15 protein-coding genes and 1 pseudogene are annotated in these 19,293 nt (G+C 72.5%); 11 read left to right on the top strand and 5 right to left on the bottom strand.

Features of this window, described 5'->3' with window-relative positions:
- Positions 1-43: 43 nt before the first annotated feature.
- From glf to ASG94_RS20615, 5 genes are all read left to right on the top strand, one after another.
- Entirely contained in the window at positions 44-1,234 is a 1,191-nt protein-coding gene (gene glf, locus ASG94_RS20635; protein ID WP_056928382.1) for a UDP-galactopyranose mutase, read from the top strand.
- Positions 1,231-3,312 carry a glycosyltransferase gene (locus ASG94_RS20630; RefSeq protein ID WP_056928381.1) on the top strand — a complete coding sequence of 694 codons (2,082 nt, stop codon included), beginning with the start codon at positions 1,231-1,233 and terminating at the stop codon, positions 3,310-3,312. The genes glf and ASG94_RS20630 overlap by 4 nt, the downstream gene beginning before the upstream one ends.
- On the top strand, positions 3,309-4,229 hold the full coding sequence (locus ASG94_RS20625) for an ABC transporter permease (RefSeq protein WP_056928380.1): 921 nt from the start codon (positions 3,309-3,311) through the stop codon (positions 4,227-4,229). The genes ASG94_RS20630 and ASG94_RS20625 overlap by 4 nt, the downstream gene beginning before the upstream one ends.
- A complete protein-coding gene (locus ASG94_RS20620; RefSeq protein ID WP_056928379.1) occupies positions 4,229-5,008 on the top strand; it encodes an ABC transporter ATP-binding protein in 780 nt (259 codons plus the stop codon). The genes ASG94_RS20625 and ASG94_RS20620 overlap by 1 nt, the downstream gene beginning before the upstream one ends.
- Positions 5,009-5,541: 533 nt before the next feature.
- On the top strand, positions 5,542-8,271 hold the full coding sequence (locus tag ASG94_RS20615; protein WP_056928378.1) for an FG-GAP-like repeat-containing protein: 2,730 nt from the start codon (positions 5,542-5,544) through the stop codon (positions 8,269-8,271).
- 25 nt (positions 8,272-8,296) lie between these two features.
- Here ASG94_RS20615 and ASG94_RS20610 read toward each other — a convergent pair whose 3' ends face one another.
- The gene (locus ASG94_RS20610; RefSeq protein ID WP_056928377.1) at positions 8,297-9,028 is read right to left on the bottom strand and encodes a TIGR03089 family protein; all 732 of its coding nucleotides are present in this window, start codon (positions 9,026-9,028) and stop codon (positions 8,297-8,299) included.
- A gap of 38 nt (positions 9,029-9,066) precedes the next feature.
- Here ASG94_RS20610 and ASG94_RS20605 point away from each other — a divergent pair, with 38 nt between their 5' ends.
- Positions 9,067-10,167 carry a mannose-1-phosphate guanylyltransferase gene (locus tag ASG94_RS20605; RefSeq protein ID WP_056928376.1) on the top strand — a complete coding sequence of 367 codons (1,101 nt, stop codon included), beginning with the start codon at positions 9,067-9,069 and terminating at the stop codon, positions 10,165-10,167.
- Positions 10,168-10,181: 14 nt separating this feature from the next.
- Here ASG94_RS20605 and ASG94_RS20600 read toward each other — a convergent pair whose 3' ends face one another.
- The 3 genes from ASG94_RS20600 to cofD all read right to left on the bottom strand — a co-directional run bounded on the left by ASG94_RS20600 (position 10,182) and on the right by cofD (position 12,986).
- A complete protein-coding gene (locus ASG94_RS20600; RefSeq protein ID WP_056928375.1) occupies positions 10,182-10,919 on the bottom strand; it encodes a DUF3105 domain-containing protein in 738 nt (245 codons plus the stop codon).
- An 82-nt stretch (positions 10,920-11,001) separates the two neighbouring features.
- Entirely contained in the window at positions 11,002-11,985 is a 984-nt protein-coding gene (gene cofE / locus ASG94_RS20595; RefSeq protein WP_082624414.1) for a coenzyme F420-0:L-glutamate ligase, read from the bottom strand.
- On the bottom strand, positions 11,982-12,986 hold the full coding sequence (gene cofD / locus ASG94_RS20590; protein WP_056928374.1) for a 2-phospho-L-lactate transferase: 1,005 nt from the start codon (positions 12,984-12,986) through the stop codon (positions 11,982-11,984). Before cofD ends, cofE begins: the two co-directional genes overlap by 4 nt.
- A gap of 199 nt (positions 12,987-13,185) precedes the next feature.
- Here cofD and ASG94_RS20585 point away from each other — a divergent pair, with 199 nt between their 5' ends.
- The 3 genes from ASG94_RS20585 to ASG94_RS20575 all read left to right on the top strand — a co-directional run bounded on the left by ASG94_RS20585 (position 13,186) and on the right by ASG94_RS20575 (position 17,809).
- Positions 13,186-13,443 (top strand): WhiB family transcriptional regulator, encoded by a 258-nt coding sequence (locus ASG94_RS20585; RefSeq protein ID WP_056928373.1) that lies wholly within the window; start codon positions 13,186-13,188, stop codon positions 13,441-13,443.
- A 105-nt stretch (positions 13,444-13,548) separates the two neighbouring features.
- Positions 13,549-16,431 carry a glycosyltransferase family 2 protein gene (locus ASG94_RS20580; RefSeq protein WP_056928372.1) on the top strand — a complete coding sequence of 961 codons (2,883 nt, stop codon included), beginning with the start codon at positions 13,549-13,551 and terminating at the stop codon, positions 16,429-16,431.
- Complete coding sequence (locus ASG94_RS20575; protein ID WP_056928371.1) at positions 16,424-17,809, top strand: DUF5719 family protein; 1,386 nt, start codon at positions 16,424-16,426, stop codon at positions 17,807-17,809. The genes ASG94_RS20580 and ASG94_RS20575 overlap by 8 nt, the downstream gene beginning before the upstream one ends.
- Before the next feature lie 18 nt (positions 17,810-17,827).
- Here the strand turns inward: ASG94_RS20575 and ASG94_RS20570 are convergent, their stop codons facing one another.
- Positions 17,828-18,277, bottom strand: a complete 450-nt coding sequence (locus ASG94_RS20570) for a metallopeptidase family protein (protein ID WP_056928370.1) — start codon at positions 18,275-18,277, stop codon at positions 17,828-17,830.
- Positions 18,278-18,326: 49 nt separating this feature from the next.
- Here ASG94_RS20570 and ASG94_RS20565 point away from each other — a divergent pair, with 49 nt between their 5' ends.
- Positions 18,327-18,698, top strand: a complete 372-nt coding sequence (locus ASG94_RS20565) for a DUF3499 domain-containing protein (protein WP_056928369.1) — start codon at positions 18,327-18,329, stop codon at positions 18,696-18,698.
- 287 nt (positions 18,699-18,985) lie between these two features.
- Positions 18,986-19,293: pseudogene (locus tag ASG94_RS20560) on the top strand (hypothetical protein); the annotation flags it as partial.

The raw sequence follows: 19,293 nt of genomic DNA, 5'->3' as shown, positions 1-19,293 counted from the left end.
TGCAGCCCCCACGGGCGCTGCGTCCACACACAGGAGTTCTCCCTTGTCCCAGGGATCCATCGACCATCCCGACCTCGTCGTCGTCGGGTCCGGCTTCTTCGGCCTCACCGTCGCGGAGCGCTGTGCCTCCGAGCTCGGCCTGAAGGTCCTCGTCATCGAGCGCCGTCACCACCTCGGTGGCAACGCCTACAGCGAGATCGACGAGGAGACCGGGATCGAGGTGCACAAGTACGGCACCCACCTGTTCCACACCTCCAACACCCGGGTGTGGGAGTACGTCAACCGGTTCACCGACTTCACCAGCTACCAGCACCGGGTCTTCGGCAAGTACGAGGGGCAGGTCTACTCCCTGCCGATGAACCTCGGGCTGATCAACCAGTTCTTCGGCAAGGCCCACACGCCCGACGAGGCCAGGGCGCTCATCGCCGAGCAGTCCAGCGAGATCGCCACCGAGGACGCCACCAACCTCGAGGAGAAGGCGATCAGCCTGATCGGTCGCCCGCTCTACGAGGCGTTCATCAAGGGCTACACCGCCAAGCAGTGGCAGACCGACCCCACGGAGCTGAGCGCGGACATCATCACGCGCCTCCCGGTCCGCTACACCTTCGACAACCGCTACTTCAACGACACCTACGAGGGCCTCCCGGTCGACGGCTACACCGCCTGGCTGACCCGGATGGCCGACCACCCGAACATCGAGGTGCGCACCGACACCGACTGGTTCGACGTGCAGGACGAGTTCAAGGGCACGGTCCCGGTCGTCTACACCGGACCGGTCGACGAGTACTTCGACAACTGCGAGGGCCGCCTGTCGTGGCGCACCGTCGACCTCGAGCAGGAGACGGTCGACGTGGACGACTACCAGGGCACCGGCGTGGTCAACGCCAACGACCAGGACGTCCCGTGGACGCGGGTGCTGGAGTTCAAGCACCTCCACCCCGAGCGCACCTACCTGCCCGGCAAGTCGATCGTCGTGCACGAGTACTCGCGCTTCGCCGAGCCCGACGACGAGCCCTACTACCCGGTCAACACCGCCGAGGACCGGGCCAAGCTGCTCAAGTACCGCGACCTGGCCAAGAAGGAGCCGATGGTCCTCTTCGGCGGACGACTCGGCACCTACAAGTACCTCGACATGCACATGGCCATCGGGTCGGCGCTGTCGATGTTCGACAACAAGCTCAAGCCGCACTTCGTCGACGGAGAGGCGCTCACGAGCGGAGGAGTGGACGCATGACCAGCTCGACGACAGCCGCCACCGAGACCGGCCCCGCCACGGCGCGCCGCGTCCTGCAGCGCCAGATCCTGCCCATCGACGGCGACACCGACGTCTACCGCCTGTACGTCGACCCCGAGGCCGCCGTCCTCGACGCCGACAAGTACGAGGTCGGCTCCAACCGGGCGGCCCAGCAGCTCAACGCCGCCCAGATGCGCCAGTCGACCTCGACCGGCGTCTCGATCCACCCCGACCAGATCCTCGACCGCGAGGCACTGCGGCTGCCTGCCGAGGAGCGCATCTCCTTCGGCTCCTACTTCAACGCCTTCCCGGCCAGCTACTGGCGCCGCTACACGATCGTCGCCGAGGTCGACCTGACCCTGACGGTCGAGGGTCGTGGCGCGACGGTCACCGTCTACCGCTCGATGGCCAACGGCCGCTCGCAGCGCGTGGAGACCGTCACCACCGGGGACGAGGCCAGCTCGACCTTCGAGTTCGCCCTCACCCTCAAGCCGTTCGTGGACGGCGGCTGGTACTGGTACGACGTCGTGGCCGGCGACGAGGACGTCGTCGTCCGCTCGGCGCAGTGGTCCGCCGAGGTGCCCGCCGACCGGGCCGAGCACGGCACGGTCGACATCTGCATCACCACGATGAACCGCCCCGACTTCGTCGCCAAGCTCATCGGCCAGCTCGGCTCCACCCCCGAGCTGCGGCCCTACCTCGACGAGGTCCTCGTCATGGAGCAGGGCACCCAGAAGATGGTCGACTCGGAGTTCTTCCCCGACGCCGCCGCCTCCCTGGGCGACACCCTGCGCGTCATCGAGCAGGGCAACCTCGGCGGGTCGGGCGGCTACGCCCGCGGCCAGCTCGAGTCGGTCCGCAAGGGCACCGCGACGTACGCGATGATGATGGACGACGACGTCATCTGCGAGCCCGAGGGCGTCATCCGGGCCGTCACCTTCGGCGACCTGGCCCGCCGTCCCACGATCGTGGGCGGCCACATGTTCAGCATCTACGCCCGCACCCGGCTGCACAGCTTCGGCGAGATCATCACGCCGTGGCGCTTCTGGTGGCTCTCGGCCCCCGGCGTCTTCAGCGACTGGGACTTCGGCGCCCGCAACCTGCGCTCCTCGCGCTGGCTGCACAAGCGCATCGACGTGGACTTCAACGGCTGGTTCATGTGCCTCATCCCGCGCCGGGTGCTCGACGAGGTCGGCCTGAGCCTGCCGCTCTTCCTCAAGTGGGACGACTCGGAGTTCGGGCTGCGCGCCAAGGCGGCCGGCTACCCGACCGTCACCATGCCCGGGGCCGCCGTGTGGCACATCCCGTGGACCGACAAGAACGACGCCCTGGACTGGCAGGCCTACTTCCACCAGCGCAACCGCTTCGTCGCGGCGCTGCTCCACTCGCCGTACGAGCGGGGCGGCCGGATGGTGCGCGAGAGCCTCAACCACCAGGTCGCCCACGTCGTCTCGATGCAGTACTCCACGGTCGAGCTGCGGCTGATGGCCCTGGAGGACGTCCTCGAGGGCCCCTACGCGCTGCACGAGAAGCTGGCCACCCGCCTCGCGGAGGTCAACGCGTTCCGCAAGCAGTTCTCCGACGCCCAGCTGCAGGCCGACCCGGACGCGTTCGCCCCCGTACGCCGCCACAAGCCGCCGCGCAAGGGCAAGGACGACTCCGGCGTGCCCGGCCGGGCCTCCCTGCTGGTGCGGGCCGCGACCATGCCGCTGCGCCAGCTGCGCTCGATCCGGCCCACCTCGCGCCAGCACCCCGAGGCGGAGATCCCGGCCATGGACGCCAAGTGGTACCGCATCGCGCGCTACGACTCGGCCGTCGTCTCCATGCCCGACGGCAACTCGGCCGCGCTCTACCAGCGCGACCCCGAGAAGTTCCGCGACCTGATGAAGCGCACCGCCGAGATCCACGCCCGCTTCCAGCGCGAGTGGCCGCGGCTGGCCGCGGAGTACCGCGCCGCCCTCGGTGACATCACCTCGCCGGAGGCGTGGGAGAAGACCTTCGAGCCGTGGACCAGCCAGGACCCGACCACCGGCACGGACGCCCGCCTGCAGTCGGGCACGGGGTCGACGTCTGCATGAGCGACACCCTCACCTCCGGCACCCCGGCCTCGCGGCGACCCACCCGCGAGGAGCTCGAGGCCATGCCCCTCGCGCCGCCGGCGGCGACCGGCCTCGCCGAGGTCATGCGCCGTCGCTACCTGCTGCGGATGCTGGTGCGCAACACCATCCAGTCCCGCTACCAGGGAACCGTGCTCGGGTGGATGTGGAGCTACCTCCAGCCGGCGGTCCGCTTCTGCATGTTCTACTTCCTGTTCCAGGTGATGGTCGGGCGCGGCGGCGGCATGGAGAACTTCGCCGTGCACCTGTTCGCGGGCATGGTGGTGGTGCACTTCTTCACCGAGACCTTCAACGGCGGCACCCAGTCGCTGATCCAGAACCGGACGCTCATCACCAAGCTTCCGGTGCCGCGGGAGATGTTCCCGGTGTCGCGGATGCTCGTGTCCGCCTGGCACACGATCCCCATGCTGGTGATCCTGGTGTTCGTCATCGTGCTGCTCGGCTGGGCGCCGGACCCGGTGGGGATGGCGGCCATGCTGCTGGGCTTCTCGCTCACTGCCCTGTTGGGCCTCGCGCTGGGGCTGGTGTTCAGCGTGGCCAACGTCTTCATGCGCGACTTCGGCAAGGTCGCCCAGACGCTCACCCAGTTCGTCACCTTCAGCGTGCCGATGATGTACCCCTACACGCTCGTGCTGGCCAAGTTCGGCGAGCCGATCGCCTCGTACTACCTGTTCAACCCGATCGCCGTGGCGGTGCTGCTGTTCCAGCGCGCCTTCTGGACCGGGACGACCAGCGACCCGTCGTACACCGAGGCCCTGCACCTGCCGGACCACCTCTTCACCCGCGGGCTGATCATGACGCTGATCTCGCTGGTGCTCGTGGTGCTGGCCCAGCGCCTGTTCTCGCGGCTCGAGTCCAGGGTCCCGGAGCGCCTCTGATGACCACCATGATCCAGGTGGAGCACGCCACCAAGTCGTTCACGATGTCCTACCACCGCTCGCTGAAGCAGATCGCGCTCGCCAAGGCGCGTGGGCGCAAGACGCACGACGTCTTCAACGCCGTCGACGACGTGAGCTTCACCGTCCAGGAGGGCGAGTCGGTGGGCCTGATGGGCCTCAACGGCTCCGGCAAGTCCACCCTGCTCAAGCTCATCAGCGGCGTCATGCGTCCCGACTCGGGCTCGGTGCTCACCCGTGGCCGGATCGCCGGCCTGATCGCCACGGGCGCCGGCTTCGACACCCAGCTCTCGGGTCGCGACAACCTCTACCTCAACGCCGCCATCCTCGGGATGTCGCGGGCCGAGACCGACCGCAAGTTCGACGAGATCGTCGACTTCGCCGACCTCGGCAAGTTCCTCGACACCGAGGTGGCCTACTACAGCTCGGGCATGAAGGCCCGCCTCGGCTTCGCGGTGGCCATCAACGTCGACGCCGACATCTTCATCGCCGACGAGGCGCTGGCGGTGGGGGACCGGCCCTTCAAGCGCAAGTGCAAGAAGCGCATGGACGAGATCGTGAAGTCCGGCGTGACGATGTTCTACGTCTCCCACGCGCCCGGCTCGGTCCGCAACCTGTGCGATCGGGTCCTGGTCCTCGACAAGGGTCGGCTCGCCTTCGACGGCGACGTCGACGAGGGCATCGCGTTCCTGCACTACGACGACGAGGACGAGAACGACAAGAGCCGCGGGGCCGACGACGGGCTCGGCGCCGACATCTGAGCCACCCCGTCCGGTCGGTTCGGCGGGTTCCGCGTCGCAACTGGCGGCGTACGACGTGCTGGTCGGCGCCGGCAGTGTCGTCTCCCGCCAGTTGCGGTCGCGCCGGAGACGGCGCGGGCCACGCGTAGACACGCGGACAGAAGTCCCGGCCCGGTCCCCGTCCGAGCGTGCGGTCGCACCCTGTGGGCGACCAACGTCCGCGTGTCTACGAGCGCGGCTCGGCGGTCCAGGCGGGCCAGGCGGCAACTGGCGGCGTACGACGTCCTGGTCGGCGCCGGGCCTGTCGTCTCCCGCCAGTTGGCGGGTGCCCGGTCGTCTCCCGCCGCCTCGAGCCAGGTCCGGCGCGGGGGAGGCGGCCGGCGGGGGCGATTTCGCTGCGGCGCGCGGCGGAGAAGTTGACAATTGTGGAAGTCGTCGGCGTGTCGACTGGAAATTACACGATTGTAGTTACTCACGAAACCTAGCGGTTCTGTGTGACTGGTGTGAAAGTTGCGTCTCGTGTGACCTTCCCCGCGCACTGAGAGTTGTCGAACATGCGTCTTGTCCAGGCCCGTTTCATCACCGCCTGCCAGCAGCTGCTGGCCCTCGGTGTCGTCCTCGCCGTCCTCACCCCGGCCTCGGGGGTGATCTCCCTCGACATCGTCGGCCAGCACCCGGGTGCGGCCGGTGCCGGCGGCCCCGCCGTCATCTCCGGCGCGCTGCAGTCGGCCACCGTGCCGACCACCGTGGTCGAGCCGACCGTGACCGAGGTGCCCCTCACGACGCCCACCGGCAGCGCCCGCGCGCTCGCCGGGCGGACGGTCGTGGGCGGCTCGGTCACCAGCAGCCGGGTCACCAGCAAGCCGCAGGACGTGACGGGCTACGGCGCCGTCGGCGTCACCTGGGCCCACGGCGAGGACCTCGCCGACGACCAGATCTCCCTCCAGGTGCGCATCCGCGAGGGGGACACGTGGAGCGACTGGGCCGACCTGGAGTACCACGACGACCACGCCCCGGACGCCGGCAGCCCGGACGCGGCCACGTCGCGTCCCGGGACCGACCCGCTGATCATCGGTGACGTCGACGCCGTCCAGATCCAGGCCCGCGCCTCCGACACCCTGCCCGACGACCTGTCCATGGCCGTCGTCGAGCCGGGCCGCGCCGACGCGACCGAGACCGAGGCGCCCGCCGCGGGCGACACGTCGTACGACGACGACTTCGAGGAGCGCGGCGGCGAGACCGCCACGACCGGGACCACCGACGGGGACATCGAGCTCCAGGCGGCCCGCAAGGCGGCCCAGCCGACGATCTACAGCCGCGCCCAGTGGGGCGCCGACGAGTCGATCCGCAACAAGAGCTCGCTGCGCTACGGCTCCATCAGCGCCGGCTTCGTGCACCACACCGTCAACGCCAACGACTACACCGAGGCCCAGGTGCCGGGCATCATCCGCAGCATCTACGCCTACCACGTGAAGTCCCGCGGCTGGAGCGACATCGGCTACAACTTCCTCGTCGACCGGTTCGGCCGGATCTGGGAGGGCCGGTACGGCGGGATCGACAAGCCCGTCGTCGGCGCCCACACCCTCGGCTACAACGACTACGCGTTCGCCATGTCGGCCATCGGCAACTTCGACGTCGTCCAGCCGCCCGAGGTGATGCTGCAGGCCTACGGCTCGCTCTTCGCGTGGAAGCTCGGCCTGCACGGGGTCAACCCCGCCTCGATGTCCCAGCAGGTCGGCCGCAAGACCTTCGCGGCGATCAACGGGCACCGCGACGCCGGCTCCACGGCGTGCCCGGGCAAGTACCTCTACGCCAAGATCCCCACCATCCGGGCGCTCGCCGCCGCGGGCGGCACGCCGGCGCCCCCGCCGCCGCCGCCGGCCCCGACGACGGTGACCATCGGCGACCCCGCCCCGCAGTCCAACCTGGTCGGCGCGGCGTACCCGGACCTCGTCGTCCGGCGGGCCGCCGACGGACGTGGCTTCGTCGTCCCGACCGGCGGCCTCACCGCCTTCGCCAAGGCGACGACGGTGTCGACCAAGGGCTGGAAGGACAAGCAGGACGTGCTCGTCACCCCCGACGTCACCGGCGACGGTGTGATCGACCTGGTCTCCACCAGCAAGCAGGGCGTGCTCCGCATCCGGCCGGGCAAGGGCGACGGCAAGTTCAAGGCGACCTCCAAGGTCATCAAGGCGACGCGTGGCCACACGCTCATGACCGCGGTCGGCGACATCGACAAGGACGGTCGCAACGACCTCGTCGCCCGCCACAAGGGCCGGCTCGTCGCGCTCCTGGGGGCTCCCAAGGGTGGCTTCAGGCGCGTGGTGCTCGGCAAGGGCATGGGCAGCTACAGCCAGCTCATCGGTGCCGGCGACCAGAACGGCGACGGCAACGTCGACCTGCTGGGCCGCAGCGCTCGGGGGCTCACCCTGTTCAAGGGCAAGGGCGACGGTCGCTTCGGTGCCCGCAGCGCGGTCCCGGGCTCCTGGGGGATCTACAACCGCATCGCCAGCGGCGCCGACTTCAACGGCGACGGCCGCCTCGACCTCGTGGCCCGTCGCAGCAAGGGAGCGGTCTTCATCCTGCCCTCGCGCGGCGGCGGCTCCTTCGGCACGCCGGTCGGCCCGGCCACCAACGTCCGCTCGCTGCGCTCGATGACCGGCGCGGGCAACCTCGTCGGTGACGCCGCCCCGGACCTGGTCGGCGTCAAGGACAACAGCCTGGTGCTGATCGCCAACCGCGGCACCTTCGACCTCGGTGCCCCGATCGACACCGGTGTCTCCTTCACAGGCGTCGACACGATCCTCAACGTCGGCGACTGGGACCGTGACGGCTCCGGCGACGTGATCGCCCGCGGGTCCGACGGGACGCTGTCGCTCTACCGGGGCAACGGCCAGGGCCAGCTGAACCCGCCCGTCGCGCTCGGCAAGGGCTTCGGCGGCATCACGTTCTCCCCGGCCGGCGACGTGACCGGCGACGGCTTCCCCGACCTGCTCGGCACGGCGGGCAACGGCGCGCTGATGGTCTACGCGGGCTCCGGGACCGGGATCGCCGCCGGGAAGCAGGTGGCGGGCCGCCAGCGGACCCTCGCCGGCCTGCCGAACGACCTGTCGGGCTTCGACTGGGTGGTCGGCGTCAGCGACATCCGCGCCAAGGGGCGCGGCGACTACGTCGTGCGCCACCGCGGCACGGGCGACGTCTACCTCTACACGGGCACGACCGGCAAGGTCGCCGCCCCGCGCTACCTGGGCAGCGGGATGGAGGCCTTCGACCTGGCCGGCTAGCGACCCGGCCGGCTGTGTCGGCCGGTCAGTGCCCCGGCTCTCCGGCCCGGTGCGTGGCACGTTCAGCGGCGTACGTCGCGTCGAGCCGCGCCGGGTCCGGGTGCCGGACGAGGACCAGCGAGCCGCCGCGTACGAGCGGCTCGGTGAAGGTGGCGATCCCCGGTGGGGAAGCCGGATTCGCCACCGAGAAGAGACGGCCGCCGTCGGTGAGGAGACTCCCGGCGGCGGCCGACTCCATGAGGGCCGCCTGGCTCCGGTCGCCGTACGCCGCGCCGGTGGCGGCGTCCTGGCCGGTCGGCGGGTCCCACGGCGCGAAGGCGTCGGGCTGGGACCAGATCTCCAGCCCCACGTCGTGCACGCCCGGCGGGACCGGGTCGGCGAACCGCACGCCGAGGGGCAGCAGGCTGCAGGCCAGCACGACGACCTCGTCAGCGCGCGCGGCCCACCCCTCCAGCGAGTCGGGGCCGCAGACGACCGCGTCCGGGTCGTCTGCGGAGGTGAGGACCAGCCCGACCGTCCAGGCGGCGCCCAGGAACACCGGTGAGAGCCAGTGGGTCGGCAGGTCGACGCGCAGCCGCATGCCGCGCTCGAGGTCGCCCTCCTCGACCAGCAGGCTCGCTGCCTTGGCCACCCAGTTGGCGTACGTGGTGACCGAGAGCTCGACCCGCTCGCCGGTGGCGTGGTCGTACCACGTGACCAGGGGGCGACCGGGGTCGTGGCGCAGCTGGACTCGCAGGACGGCGTCGAAGGTGGTCACGCCCCCACCCTAGGGAGAGGTGGCATAGCCTCCGCCCCATGACTGACCTGACGAGCCGGCCGTCGACCACCCCGCTCGACCACTTCTGGGCCGTGGTGCCGGCCGGCGGCGCAGGGACCCGGCTCTGGCCGCTCTCCCGGGCCGCCTCGCCCAAGTTCCTCCACGACCTGACCGGGTCGGGTCGCACCCTGCTGCAGGCCACCCACGACCGCCTGCTGCCCCTGGTGGGGGAGCGCTTCCTGGTGGTGACGGGTCGCGCGCACCGCGAGGCGGTGCTCGACCAGCTCGACGTACCGGACGACGCGGTGCTGGCCGAGCCCTCGGCGCGCGACTCGATGGCCGCCATCGGGCTCGCCGCCGCGCTGCTCGAGCGCCGGGACCCCAAGGCGGTCATGGGCTCCTTCGCGGCCGACCACGTCATCACCGATCCCGACGCCTTCCACGCCGTGGTCGGGCGCGCCGTCGAGGCGGCGCGGGCCGGCTGGCTGGTGACGATCGGCATCGAGCCGACGCACCCCGCGACCGGCTTCGGCTACATCAGTGCGGGCGAGGAGCTCGCCGGGGTGCCGGGCGCGCGCGTGGTGCGCGAGTTCGTCGAGAAGCCGGACGCCGAGGTAGCGGCGCAGTACGTCGAGCGCGGCTACCGCTGGAACGCCGGGATGTTCGTGGTGCGTCCGACCGTGCTCCTGGACCTGCTGGCGGAGGGTGACCCCGCCTTCGCGGCCGCGCTGCGGGCCATCGCGGCGGACCCGACCACGCTCGACGACGCCTGGGCGTCGCTGCCGCGGATCGCGGTGGACCACGCCGTGGCGGAGCCGGCCGCCGCCGCAGGACGGGTGGCGGTCGTCCCGGGCCGCTTCGGCTGGGACGACGTGGGCGACTTCGCGTCGCTGCGCTCGCTGCTGCCGACGCCGGACGGCGAGCTCGTCGTCCTGGGCGACCGCGACCGGGTCCGCTCCGTCGACAGCACCGGGCTCGTCGTGCCCGGTGGCGACCGGGTGGTGGCGGTGGTCGGCATCGACGACGTGGTGGTGGTGGACACCGGCGACGCCCTGCTCGTCACCACGCGGGCGCGGGCGCAGGACGTGAAATCGATCGTGGCCGCCCTCAAGGAGGACGGCCACGTCGGTCTGACCTGAGGGCGAGCGGCCCGTCAGAGGACGGTCGGCTCCGGGGAGTCCATGTAGGGGTACTTCTTCATGAACTCGTCGAGCGCCTCGCCGCTCGGGGCCGAGCAGTACTGGAACACGCCCACCTGCTCGCCGCCCTGGCCCGCGTCTGCGCCGCCGACCGACCAGTGCGTCATGGCCACGTGCTGGCCGGAGGGGAAGGGGTCGCCGTCCTCGGAGGTCCACGGCACGGCCTTGAACTTGTCGCGCAGGTTGGTGGTGCTGGACTTCTTGGAGGCGATGCCGCGCAGGTCGTCCATCATCTCGTCGCTGGCGGCGACCGTCTCGTCGTACCAGAGGATCGTGTAGCCGTGCTCGAGGTTGTGGACCAGCTCGCCGACGTCGGGGCGGTCGGAGGCCTTGTAGAGCTTGCGGCTGATGCTGTCCCAGACGTTGTAGTGCTGGCCGAAGGCCGGCGGCGAGTCCTCGTACTGCAGGGGGGTGCCCGGCTCGACGTGGTCCTGGTTGCCCGAGGCCTTCTTGGTGGTGATCTCACCGCAGTCGGACGCCGGGGCGCCGATGGCGTCGATCGACTCCGAGTCGTAGGAGCGCAGGTCCCACCAGTCCTTGATCGGCTGGTAGGCCGCCGCGCCGATGATGACCAGCGCGACGACGATGCACGCCCCGACGAGGGCGAAGCCGCGGCGCTTCTCGGCGCCGGCCTGCTTCTTGCGGATGGAGTCGATGACCGCCTGACGGTCGGTCCTGTCCTTCTTGGCCACGGTGCTGGGGTCTCTCGGGTCGGGGGGCAGGTCCCGGACCGGGGCACTGGGACAGTGCTCCGGCGGGTGTCGGGGGCAGAGTCTACGGAGTGACGGGTGACACGGTGGCCACCACGTCGGATCCGTCGGCGCGCCACTCGTCGAGGGTCCAGCCGTGGGCGAAGCAGACCGCGGCCACCGCGGTGCGGTCCGGCGCGTCGTGCAGCCCCATCCCGTACGACGAGGACCCGCCGTCCAGCGGCGTGAGGGAGGGCCGGCCCGTGGGGTGGACGCGCTCGAGCGCGCCGGCCAGCTCGTGTGCGGAAACCGGGTCGCCGAAGGGTCGTCGGTCCTCCGGGCGCCCGGCGAGCGCGCGGACGACGGCCTCGCGGGCGCCGTACCCGAACAGGTCCCCGCCCTCCGGGCGGACGAGGCGGACGGCCCCGGTGCCGTGGGCGCCGGCCTCGAGCACCAGGTCGGCGCGCCCGCGGACCACCGCGACGGGACGGCCCGCGAGCTTGCCCTGGGCCAGCTCGGCCGCTCCCGCGATCTCGTCGGCCACGGCGGGCAGGGTCACCGCGAGCGGGTTGCCGTAAAGGTCCTCGCGACCGCCGAAGTCCTCGGCCACCAGGAGGCCGGCGGCACCGATCGCGATGTCGGTCTGGCCCTCGCGCCACGCCCGACCGGCGGTGTCGGTGACGACGACGCCGACGTTGGCGCCGGTGAGCTCGAGCAGGGCGTCTCGCAGCGCCCGGGCGCTGGCGTCGGGGTCGAGCGGCAGCAGCGCGACCCGTCCCAGGGGGACGTTGGAGGCGTCGACGCCCGCCGCGGCCATGGTGAGCCCGAGCCGGTTGCGGACGATGAGGGTGGGCCCCCGGCTCGCGACGACGCGCACGGTCTCCTCCGCCAGCGCCTCGGCGCGGTCGCCGGCCCGGACCCGCCCCTCGGCCTTGCTGACGACCTTGCTGGTGACCACCACGATGTCGCCGTCCGCGAGCTCGGTCACGGCCGCGACGACGCGGGCGAGGTCGGTGTCCGCGGTGATCTCCGGGAGCCCGTCGGGCGCGGTGACCTCCAGCCGGCTCACCGGACGGACCGGGCCAGGCCGACGGCCGCCGCGGCCATGGCAGCGGTCGCGTCGTCGTCGCGCATCATCAGCGGCACGGCCTCGCAGGCGATGCCCGCGTCGCGGACTCCGGCGACGTGGTGCTCGTCGCGGGTGTCGACCAGCCAGGCGTCCAGCACGCCGCCGTCACGGCAGCTGCCGTAGTGGCGCGCGACCGCGCCGGCGGTGACCTCGACCCCGATCGCGGTCAGCACCTGGTGCGCCATGCCGCGCACGTGGGTGTCGCCGACGATGGGGGAGAGGCCGACGACCGGCGCCGCGGTGGCGGCGACCGCCTCGCGGATGCCGGGCACGCCGAGGACGGTGCCGACGCTGACGACCGGGTTGGACGGTGGCAGCACGAGCAGGTCGGTGTCCGCGATGGCCTCGAGCACGCCGGGTCCGGGGGTGGAGGCGTCCTGGCCGACCACGATCACCGCCTCGGCGGGCACCTCGGCGCGCAGCCGCACCCAGTACTCCTGGAAGTGCACGACCCTGCGTCCGCTCGGCTCGGCGGGGTCGGCGATCGCGATGTGGGTCTCGACACGGTCGTCGCTCATCGGCAGCAGACGGACCCCGGGCTGCCAGCGCCGGCACAGCGCCTCGGTGACGGCGGAGAGCGGGAAGCCCGCCTCCAGCATCTGGGTGCGGACCAGGTGGGTGGCGATGTCGCGGTCGCCGAGGCCGAACCACGTCGGCTCCACGCCGTACGCCGCGAGCTCCTCCTTGGTGCTCCACGTCTCGTCGCGTCGTCCCCACCCGCGCCCGGGGTCGATGCCGTCACCGAGGGTGTACATCACGGTGTCGAGGTCGGGGCACACCTTGAGCCCGTGGACCCACAGGTCGTCGGCGGTGTTGGCCACCACGGTGACCTCCGCGTCCGACGCCACCCCGGGGAGGGCGCCGGTGCGGATCCCGTGGAGGAGGCCACGCACGAACGTAGCCCCGCCCATGCCGCCGGAGAGCACCGTGATCTTCTGCATGCGGATACCTTGCCCTACCGCGGATCACCCGAACGGGGTGCCTCATGGCCCGTTCGGGCCATATCAGATCTGGGCTTGACTTCCGTGTACGACAGGCATGTAATTCCCACAGTGTTCTTCACTCCCCGGACGCGGCTCGGACGGGTGCCGGGGATTGGGGACGAGGAGCTCCATCACGAGGGTCGAAAGGGCGAAAGCCATGAGAGCAGAACTGTTTCTCCTTGAGCCGGAAGCCGACGAGCAGGGTTGGCAGGATCGCGCCCTGTGCGCGCAGACCGACCCGGAAGCCTTCTTCCCGGAGAAGGGTGGTTCCACCAGGGAGGCCAAGAAGGTCTGCCTGACCTGCGAGGTGCGGGACGACTGTCTCGAGTCCGCCTTGATGAACGACGAGCGCTTCGGGATCTGGGGCGGCCTCTCCGAGAGGGAGCGCCGCAAGCTCAAGAAGCGCGCAGTCTGATGCACGAGGCGCCCCGGGCCCGCTGATCCAGCGGGCCCGTCGCGCATTTCGGGGGACGTCCGGCGACGTTTTCGGGCCTCACCGACCCCTCGCTAGGGTGCTGCGGTGACCGTCACCGTGCTCCTCGTCAGCCATGACGGGGCGCGGTGGCTCCCGCAGGTCCTCGACGGCCTGGAGGCGCAGACGCGCCCCGTCGATCGCGCCATCGCCGTCGACACCGGCAGCCGCGACGGCAGCGCCGACCTGCTCCGCGGACTCCTCCAGGACGAGTCCGTGCTCGAGGTCCCGGGCTCCACCAGCTATCCCGCCGCCGTGGCCCACGCCCTCGAGCAGGTCCCCGAGGTGGCCGACGAGTGGGTGTGGCTGCTCCACGACGACAGCCTGCCGGCCCCCGACGCGCTCGAGCAGCTGCTGGTCGCCGCGCGGGAGCACCCGGAGGCGGCGGTCCTCGGGCCCAAGCTGCGTGAATGGCCCTCGCTCAAGCGCCTGCTGGAGGTGGGGCTCACCATCACCGGCACCGGCCACCGCGAGACCGGCCTCGAGCGCGGCGAGTACGACCAGGGCCAGCACGACGACGTACGCCGCGTGCTCGCGGTCAACACCGCCGGGATGCTCGTGCGCCGCAGCGTGCTGACCGAGCTCGGTGGTCTGGACCCCGCGCTGCCCATCTTCGGCAACGACATCGACTTCGGCTGGCGCGCCGCCGAGGCCGGCCACACCACCCTGGTGGTGCCCCCGGCGGTGGTCTTCCACGCCGAGGCGGCGCACCGCGGGGTGCGGCGTACCCCGCTCACCGGACGTCACACGCACTACCAGGAGCGGCGTGCCGCGCTGCTGACGCTGCTGGCCAACTCCTCGCCGCGCCGGCTGCCCTGGCAGGTCGTGCGCCTCTTCTTCGGCTCGCTGCTCCGCGTCCTGGGCTTCCTGGCGGTGCGCTCGGTGGGCGAGGCGCTCGACGAGCTCGCCGCCGTGCTGTCGCTGTACTCGCGGCCCGGCCAGGTGGTCGCGGCCCGGCGGACCCGTGCCGAGCGGCGGACGGGGGAGCCGCGCGACGTACGCCACCTGCTGGCGCCGCCCTGGCTGCCCTACCGCCACGGGCTCGACATGGTCACGGACCTCGCGGCGGCAGCCACCAACCAGGCGCAGGACGTGGCCGAGCGCCGGCGAGCCGCCCGGGCCGGACAGGCCGCCCCCGACCAGCGGGCCGGGCGCGACCGCGACCGCCGCGACGAGGACGACGAGGACGCCTACCTCCAGGACTCCGGGCTCGTGGCGCGCTTCTTCACCAGCCCGGTCGCCGTCGTGCTGGCGCTCTTCGCGGTCCTTGCCGTGGTCGGCGCCCGGACGGCGTTCGGCTCGATCACCGGTGGCGCGCTGTCGCCGGTGCCGGACGACGTGGCCCAGTGGTGGCAGCTGCACGTGCAGACCTGGCACCCGCTCGGGTCGGGGACCGACGTCCCGGCCCCGGCGTACGTGCTGCCGTTCGCCTTCGTCGGCAGCCTCGTCGGCGGACCCGGCGTCGTCGTGTCCGCCCTGATGCTGCTCGCGGTCCCCTTCGCGACCTGGGGGGCGTGGCGGCTGCTGACCGTCGTCGGCCACCTCGTCGACACCCGTGACCTGCCGCGCTGGCTGCACGTGTGGGGTGCGGTCACCTACGGCCTCGTCCCCGCGACCTCGGGCGCGTGGGGAGAGGGACGCTTCGGCACCGTGGCCGTCGCCGCGCTGCTGCCCTGGACCGCGCACGCCGCCCTGGGCTTCGCCGACCCCGACCGGGACCGGCGCTGGCGGGCGGCGTGGCGCACCGCGCTGCTCGTCGCCCTCGGTGCGGCCTTCGTGCCCGGGGTCTGGCTCTTCGCGCTGCTGGCCGCCGCGATCGTGCTCGGCGTCGCCGCCTTCATCTCCCCGCGGCTGCTGCGTGACCGGCACAGCTGGGGCCCGCCCGTCGCGGCGCTGGCCGCCGTGCCGGTGCTGCTGGCGCCGTGGATCGTCCCGCTGGTGACCACGGGGTCCGCCCAGGGCCTGCTGCTCGAGGCCGGCCGGCTCCCCGGCGACCGTGTCGACGTCGGGGGGCTGCTCACCGGCCGGCTCGGCGACCTCGGTGCACCGTGGTGGCTGGGGGCGCTCGTGGGGGTGCTCGCGCTGCTGGCTCTCGTGCCGCGCTCGACCCGGGTGCCCGTGCTCGCCTGCTGGCTGGTCGCGCTCGCGGCATCGGTCGTGGTCGCCGGGCTGGGTCTGGTCACCCTGCAGCTGCCGGCGATCCAGACCCGGCCGAGCCTGGGCCTGTTCGTCGTGATCCTCCAGGGCCTGGCCGTGGTGGCCACCGTGCTGGGTGCCGAGGCCTACCTCGCCCGGCTGCACGACGGGGGCCGGCACCCGCTGTGGCAGCGGGGACTCGCCGGCCTGCTGGCCGTCGTGGCGGCGGTCGTGCCCCTCGGCGGTCTCGTGTGGTGGCTGGTCAGCCCCGACGACGACCAGCTCACCCGCGCCGAGCCGTCGGTCGTCCCGGCGTACATGGAGCAGAGCTCCCTGCTCGGCGACGAGCACGGAGTGCTGGTCGTGCGGGGCTCGGTGGCCGAGGGCATCGACTACCGCATCCTGCGCGGGGACGGCGTGACCCTCGGCGAGGACGAGGTGCTCGCGCTCGCCGACGAGGACGTCGACCTCACCGACCAGGTGCGTGAGCTGGTCTCCGCGCCCACCGGCGAGGTGGTCGAGTCCCTCGCGCGGGTGGGAATCGAGTACGTCGTCCTCCCGTCGCCCGCCGACGGCACCGTCGCCGCCGGGCTCGACGCCACCGCGGGCCTCGACCAGGCCAGCGCGGAGGACCGCTCCACCCGCGCCTGGCGCATCGACCGGCCGCTGTCCGCGGAGGGGGTCGAGGGACGCACGACCTGGCCCAGGGTGCTGCTGCTCGTCCTCCAGGTCGTCGCCGTCCTGCTCGCCCTCGTCCTGGCCGCCCCCACCGTGAGGAAGGGCCGCGATGACTGAGCCCGCCCCGACCCCGCAGGCCGGTCGCCGGGCCGCGCTGCCCGGGCGCACCCGCCGCCTGGGTCCGCTGGACCTGCTCGCCGTGCTCATCCCGCTCGTCACGGTGGGGACGCTGCTCCTGGTCCGGCCCGTCTCCGACGACGCCACGAGCCGGCCCCCGGCCGAGGTGGCGCTCACGCGCACCACGCTCGTGTGTCCGGCCGCCCTCCCGGGCGCCGGCACGGTCGCCGTCGCGAGCGCCACCGGCGAGCGCGGCGAGGTCGAGATGCGGCAGCCGGCCGAGGACACCCTGACCCTCGACGGCACCGTGCGCGACGCCACCCGCAGGCCGGTGGTGCTCCAGGCCGAGGGGACCCTCGCCGCGGGTCTCGTCGCCGGCCGGTACGGCGACGGTGCCGCGACGTCCTGCGACCTGCCCAGCCCGGAGCAGTGGTTCACCGGCGTCGGCGCGTCCGCCGAGCACGCCTCGGTGCTCGAGGTCACCAATCCCGACCGGGGCCCGGCCGTCGCCGACGTCACCGTGCTCGGTCCGGACGGCCCGGTCGACGTCCCGGCCATGCGGGGCGTGACCGTCCCGGGTGGGCGCACCGTGCGCTTCGACCTCGCCCAGGTGGTGCCCGACCGGGCCGACCTCAGCCTGCGGGTGGTGGTGTCCCGCGGCCGCCTCGGGGTCCACGTGGTCGACCAGGTCGACGAGCTCGGCGCCGGCCCCAGCAGCAGCGACTGGCTGCCGCCGCAGGCCGCGCCGGCCACCACGTCGTACCTCGTGGGCCTGGGCGGCAAGCCCGGTGACCGGGTGCTGGCGGTCGCCAACCCGGGCGACGACGAGGTCCGGGTGGCGCTGCGCGTGGTGACCAAGGGCAGCGAGTTCACCCCGTCCGGTCTGGAGGAGCTGACCGTCCCGCCCGGCAGCACGAGCACCGTCGACCTCACCGGCGTCCTGCGCGGCAAGGCCGCCCGCGGCGCCATCGGGCTGCGGCTGGAGGCGTCGCAGCCCGTGACCGCCGCGTTGCGCACCCTCGCGTCCGGTGACCTGTCGCTCGCGGTCGGGGCCACTCCGTTCGAGGACCGCGCCGCCCTGACGCTGCCCTCTGGCCCCGCCCGCCTGGTGCTGGCCGGCGCCGAGGAGGCCGGCGTCGTGACCTACACCCTGCGCGACCGGCGAGGCCGCGAGGTCGCCCGCGAGCGCGTCGCGGTCGGGCCGGGTGTCTCGCCTCGCGTCAGGCTGACCTCCGGCGCCACCCAGCTGGACCTGGTCGTCGAGCGCACCACCGTGGTGGCGGCCGTCGAGGTCGGCCCGCCCGGCCTGGCCGTCCTGCCGCTGAGCCCGCTGCGCCTCCAGGGGCTCGTCGCCGACGTGCGCCCGGCGCTGCGCTAGCGGCTCGGCCGCGAGGCCTCAGTCGCCGGCGTGGGGGTCGCCGTACCGCGGGTCGACGTCCTCCGGTGGCAGGCCGAGCAGCTCGGCGACCTGCTCGACGACGAGGGTGAGGACCATCGCCTCGAGGTCGTCGCGCCCCTCGCACCGGTGCTCGATGGGGCGCCGGAACAGCACCAGCCGGGTCGGGTCGCCGCCCGTCCCGCGGACCAGCGAGGACAGCGGCACGGTGGCGTCGCCCCAGTCGTCGGGCAGCATGGGCGCGTCCTCCACGGCGTACTCGACCAGGCCGAGCCGCTCCTGCCACCGCGTGTCGATCTCGGTGACGATGCCGAGCACCAGGTCGTCGAAGCGCTCGCGCGCCGTGCGCAGCGCCGGCTCGCCGAGCCGGGTGGGCATGACACCGGGGCCGCGCATCCCGCGGCCACGCCGGTCACGGGTCACGCGCCGTCGGGGGAGCACCTCGTCCATGCCGCGAGCCTAATCAGGACTCGACCCGGCGGCGGGTAGCGTCTGGCGGGTGAGCCTCACCCGTCGCTGTTCCCGCACTGCCTGCGGTCGCACTGCGGTCAACACCCTCACCTACGTGTACGCCGACCAGACCGCCGTCCTCGGTCCGCTGGCCACGTACGCCGAGCCGCACGCCTACGACCTGTGCGACCTGCACAGCGAGCGTCTCTCCGCCCCGCGCGGCTGGGAGGTCCTGCGGCTCGCCCCGGACCCCTCCGCCCAGGGCCCCTCCTCCGACGACCTGCTCGCCCTCGCCGACGCGGTCCGCGAGGCGGCCCGCCCGATCGAGCGACCCGCCCCGCCGCGCCCCGTCGACCACGGGGGAGACGACCCCCGCAACGGCACCAAGCGCGGACACCTCCGCGTCCTCAGCAACGACTGAGCCGACCGGGCGCTTCCTGACACGTGGGACCTGCCGACCGGGCACTTCCTGGCGCGTGGGAGACGCCGAGCGGGCACTTTCTGCCGTCTGGATCGCGCCGACCGGGCATATCCTGGCACCTAGGACGTGCCGAGCGGGCGCTTTCGTGCACCCGGTACACCGACCGGCGGACGTCTCCTGCCCCGCTCTCGGGGTCGACAAGAACGGTTCGAAAGTCGTGTCCACATGCCGGTCGAAACGGCTGCTTCTGGGGTCTGGTTGTCGGTGGTCCCTGCTTGGCTTGACCCATGACATCGACCGCCGCACCTGCGCTGCCGGAGACCCCGGCTGCGTTGCTGCGGGCGGTGCGTGACCACAAGCAGGCGGCCGAGAAGCTCGACGTGGAGATGATGCGCCTCGGAGTGCATTGGGCCGACCTGCACCTGGCGGATCCGGAGTTCGCGGAGGCCTGCTTCACCTCCCCGAAGACCTTCGCGGGTGAGGGGTCGCCGGCGATCGACGAGTTCTGCGTGCCGGAGTTCGCGACCATGCTGGGTCGCACCAACGACAGTGCCGGGCACTTCCTGTCGCAGTGCGTCGAGCTGGCCTACCGCCT

Source organism: Nocardioides sp. Soil805 (assembly GCF_001429625.1).
GTDB lineage: Bacteria > Actinomycetota > Actinomycetes > Propionibacteriales > Nocardioidaceae > Nocardioides.
Note: the sequence above shows the minus strand (reverse complement) of the source record. Positions and strands in the feature narration are given on the sequence as shown.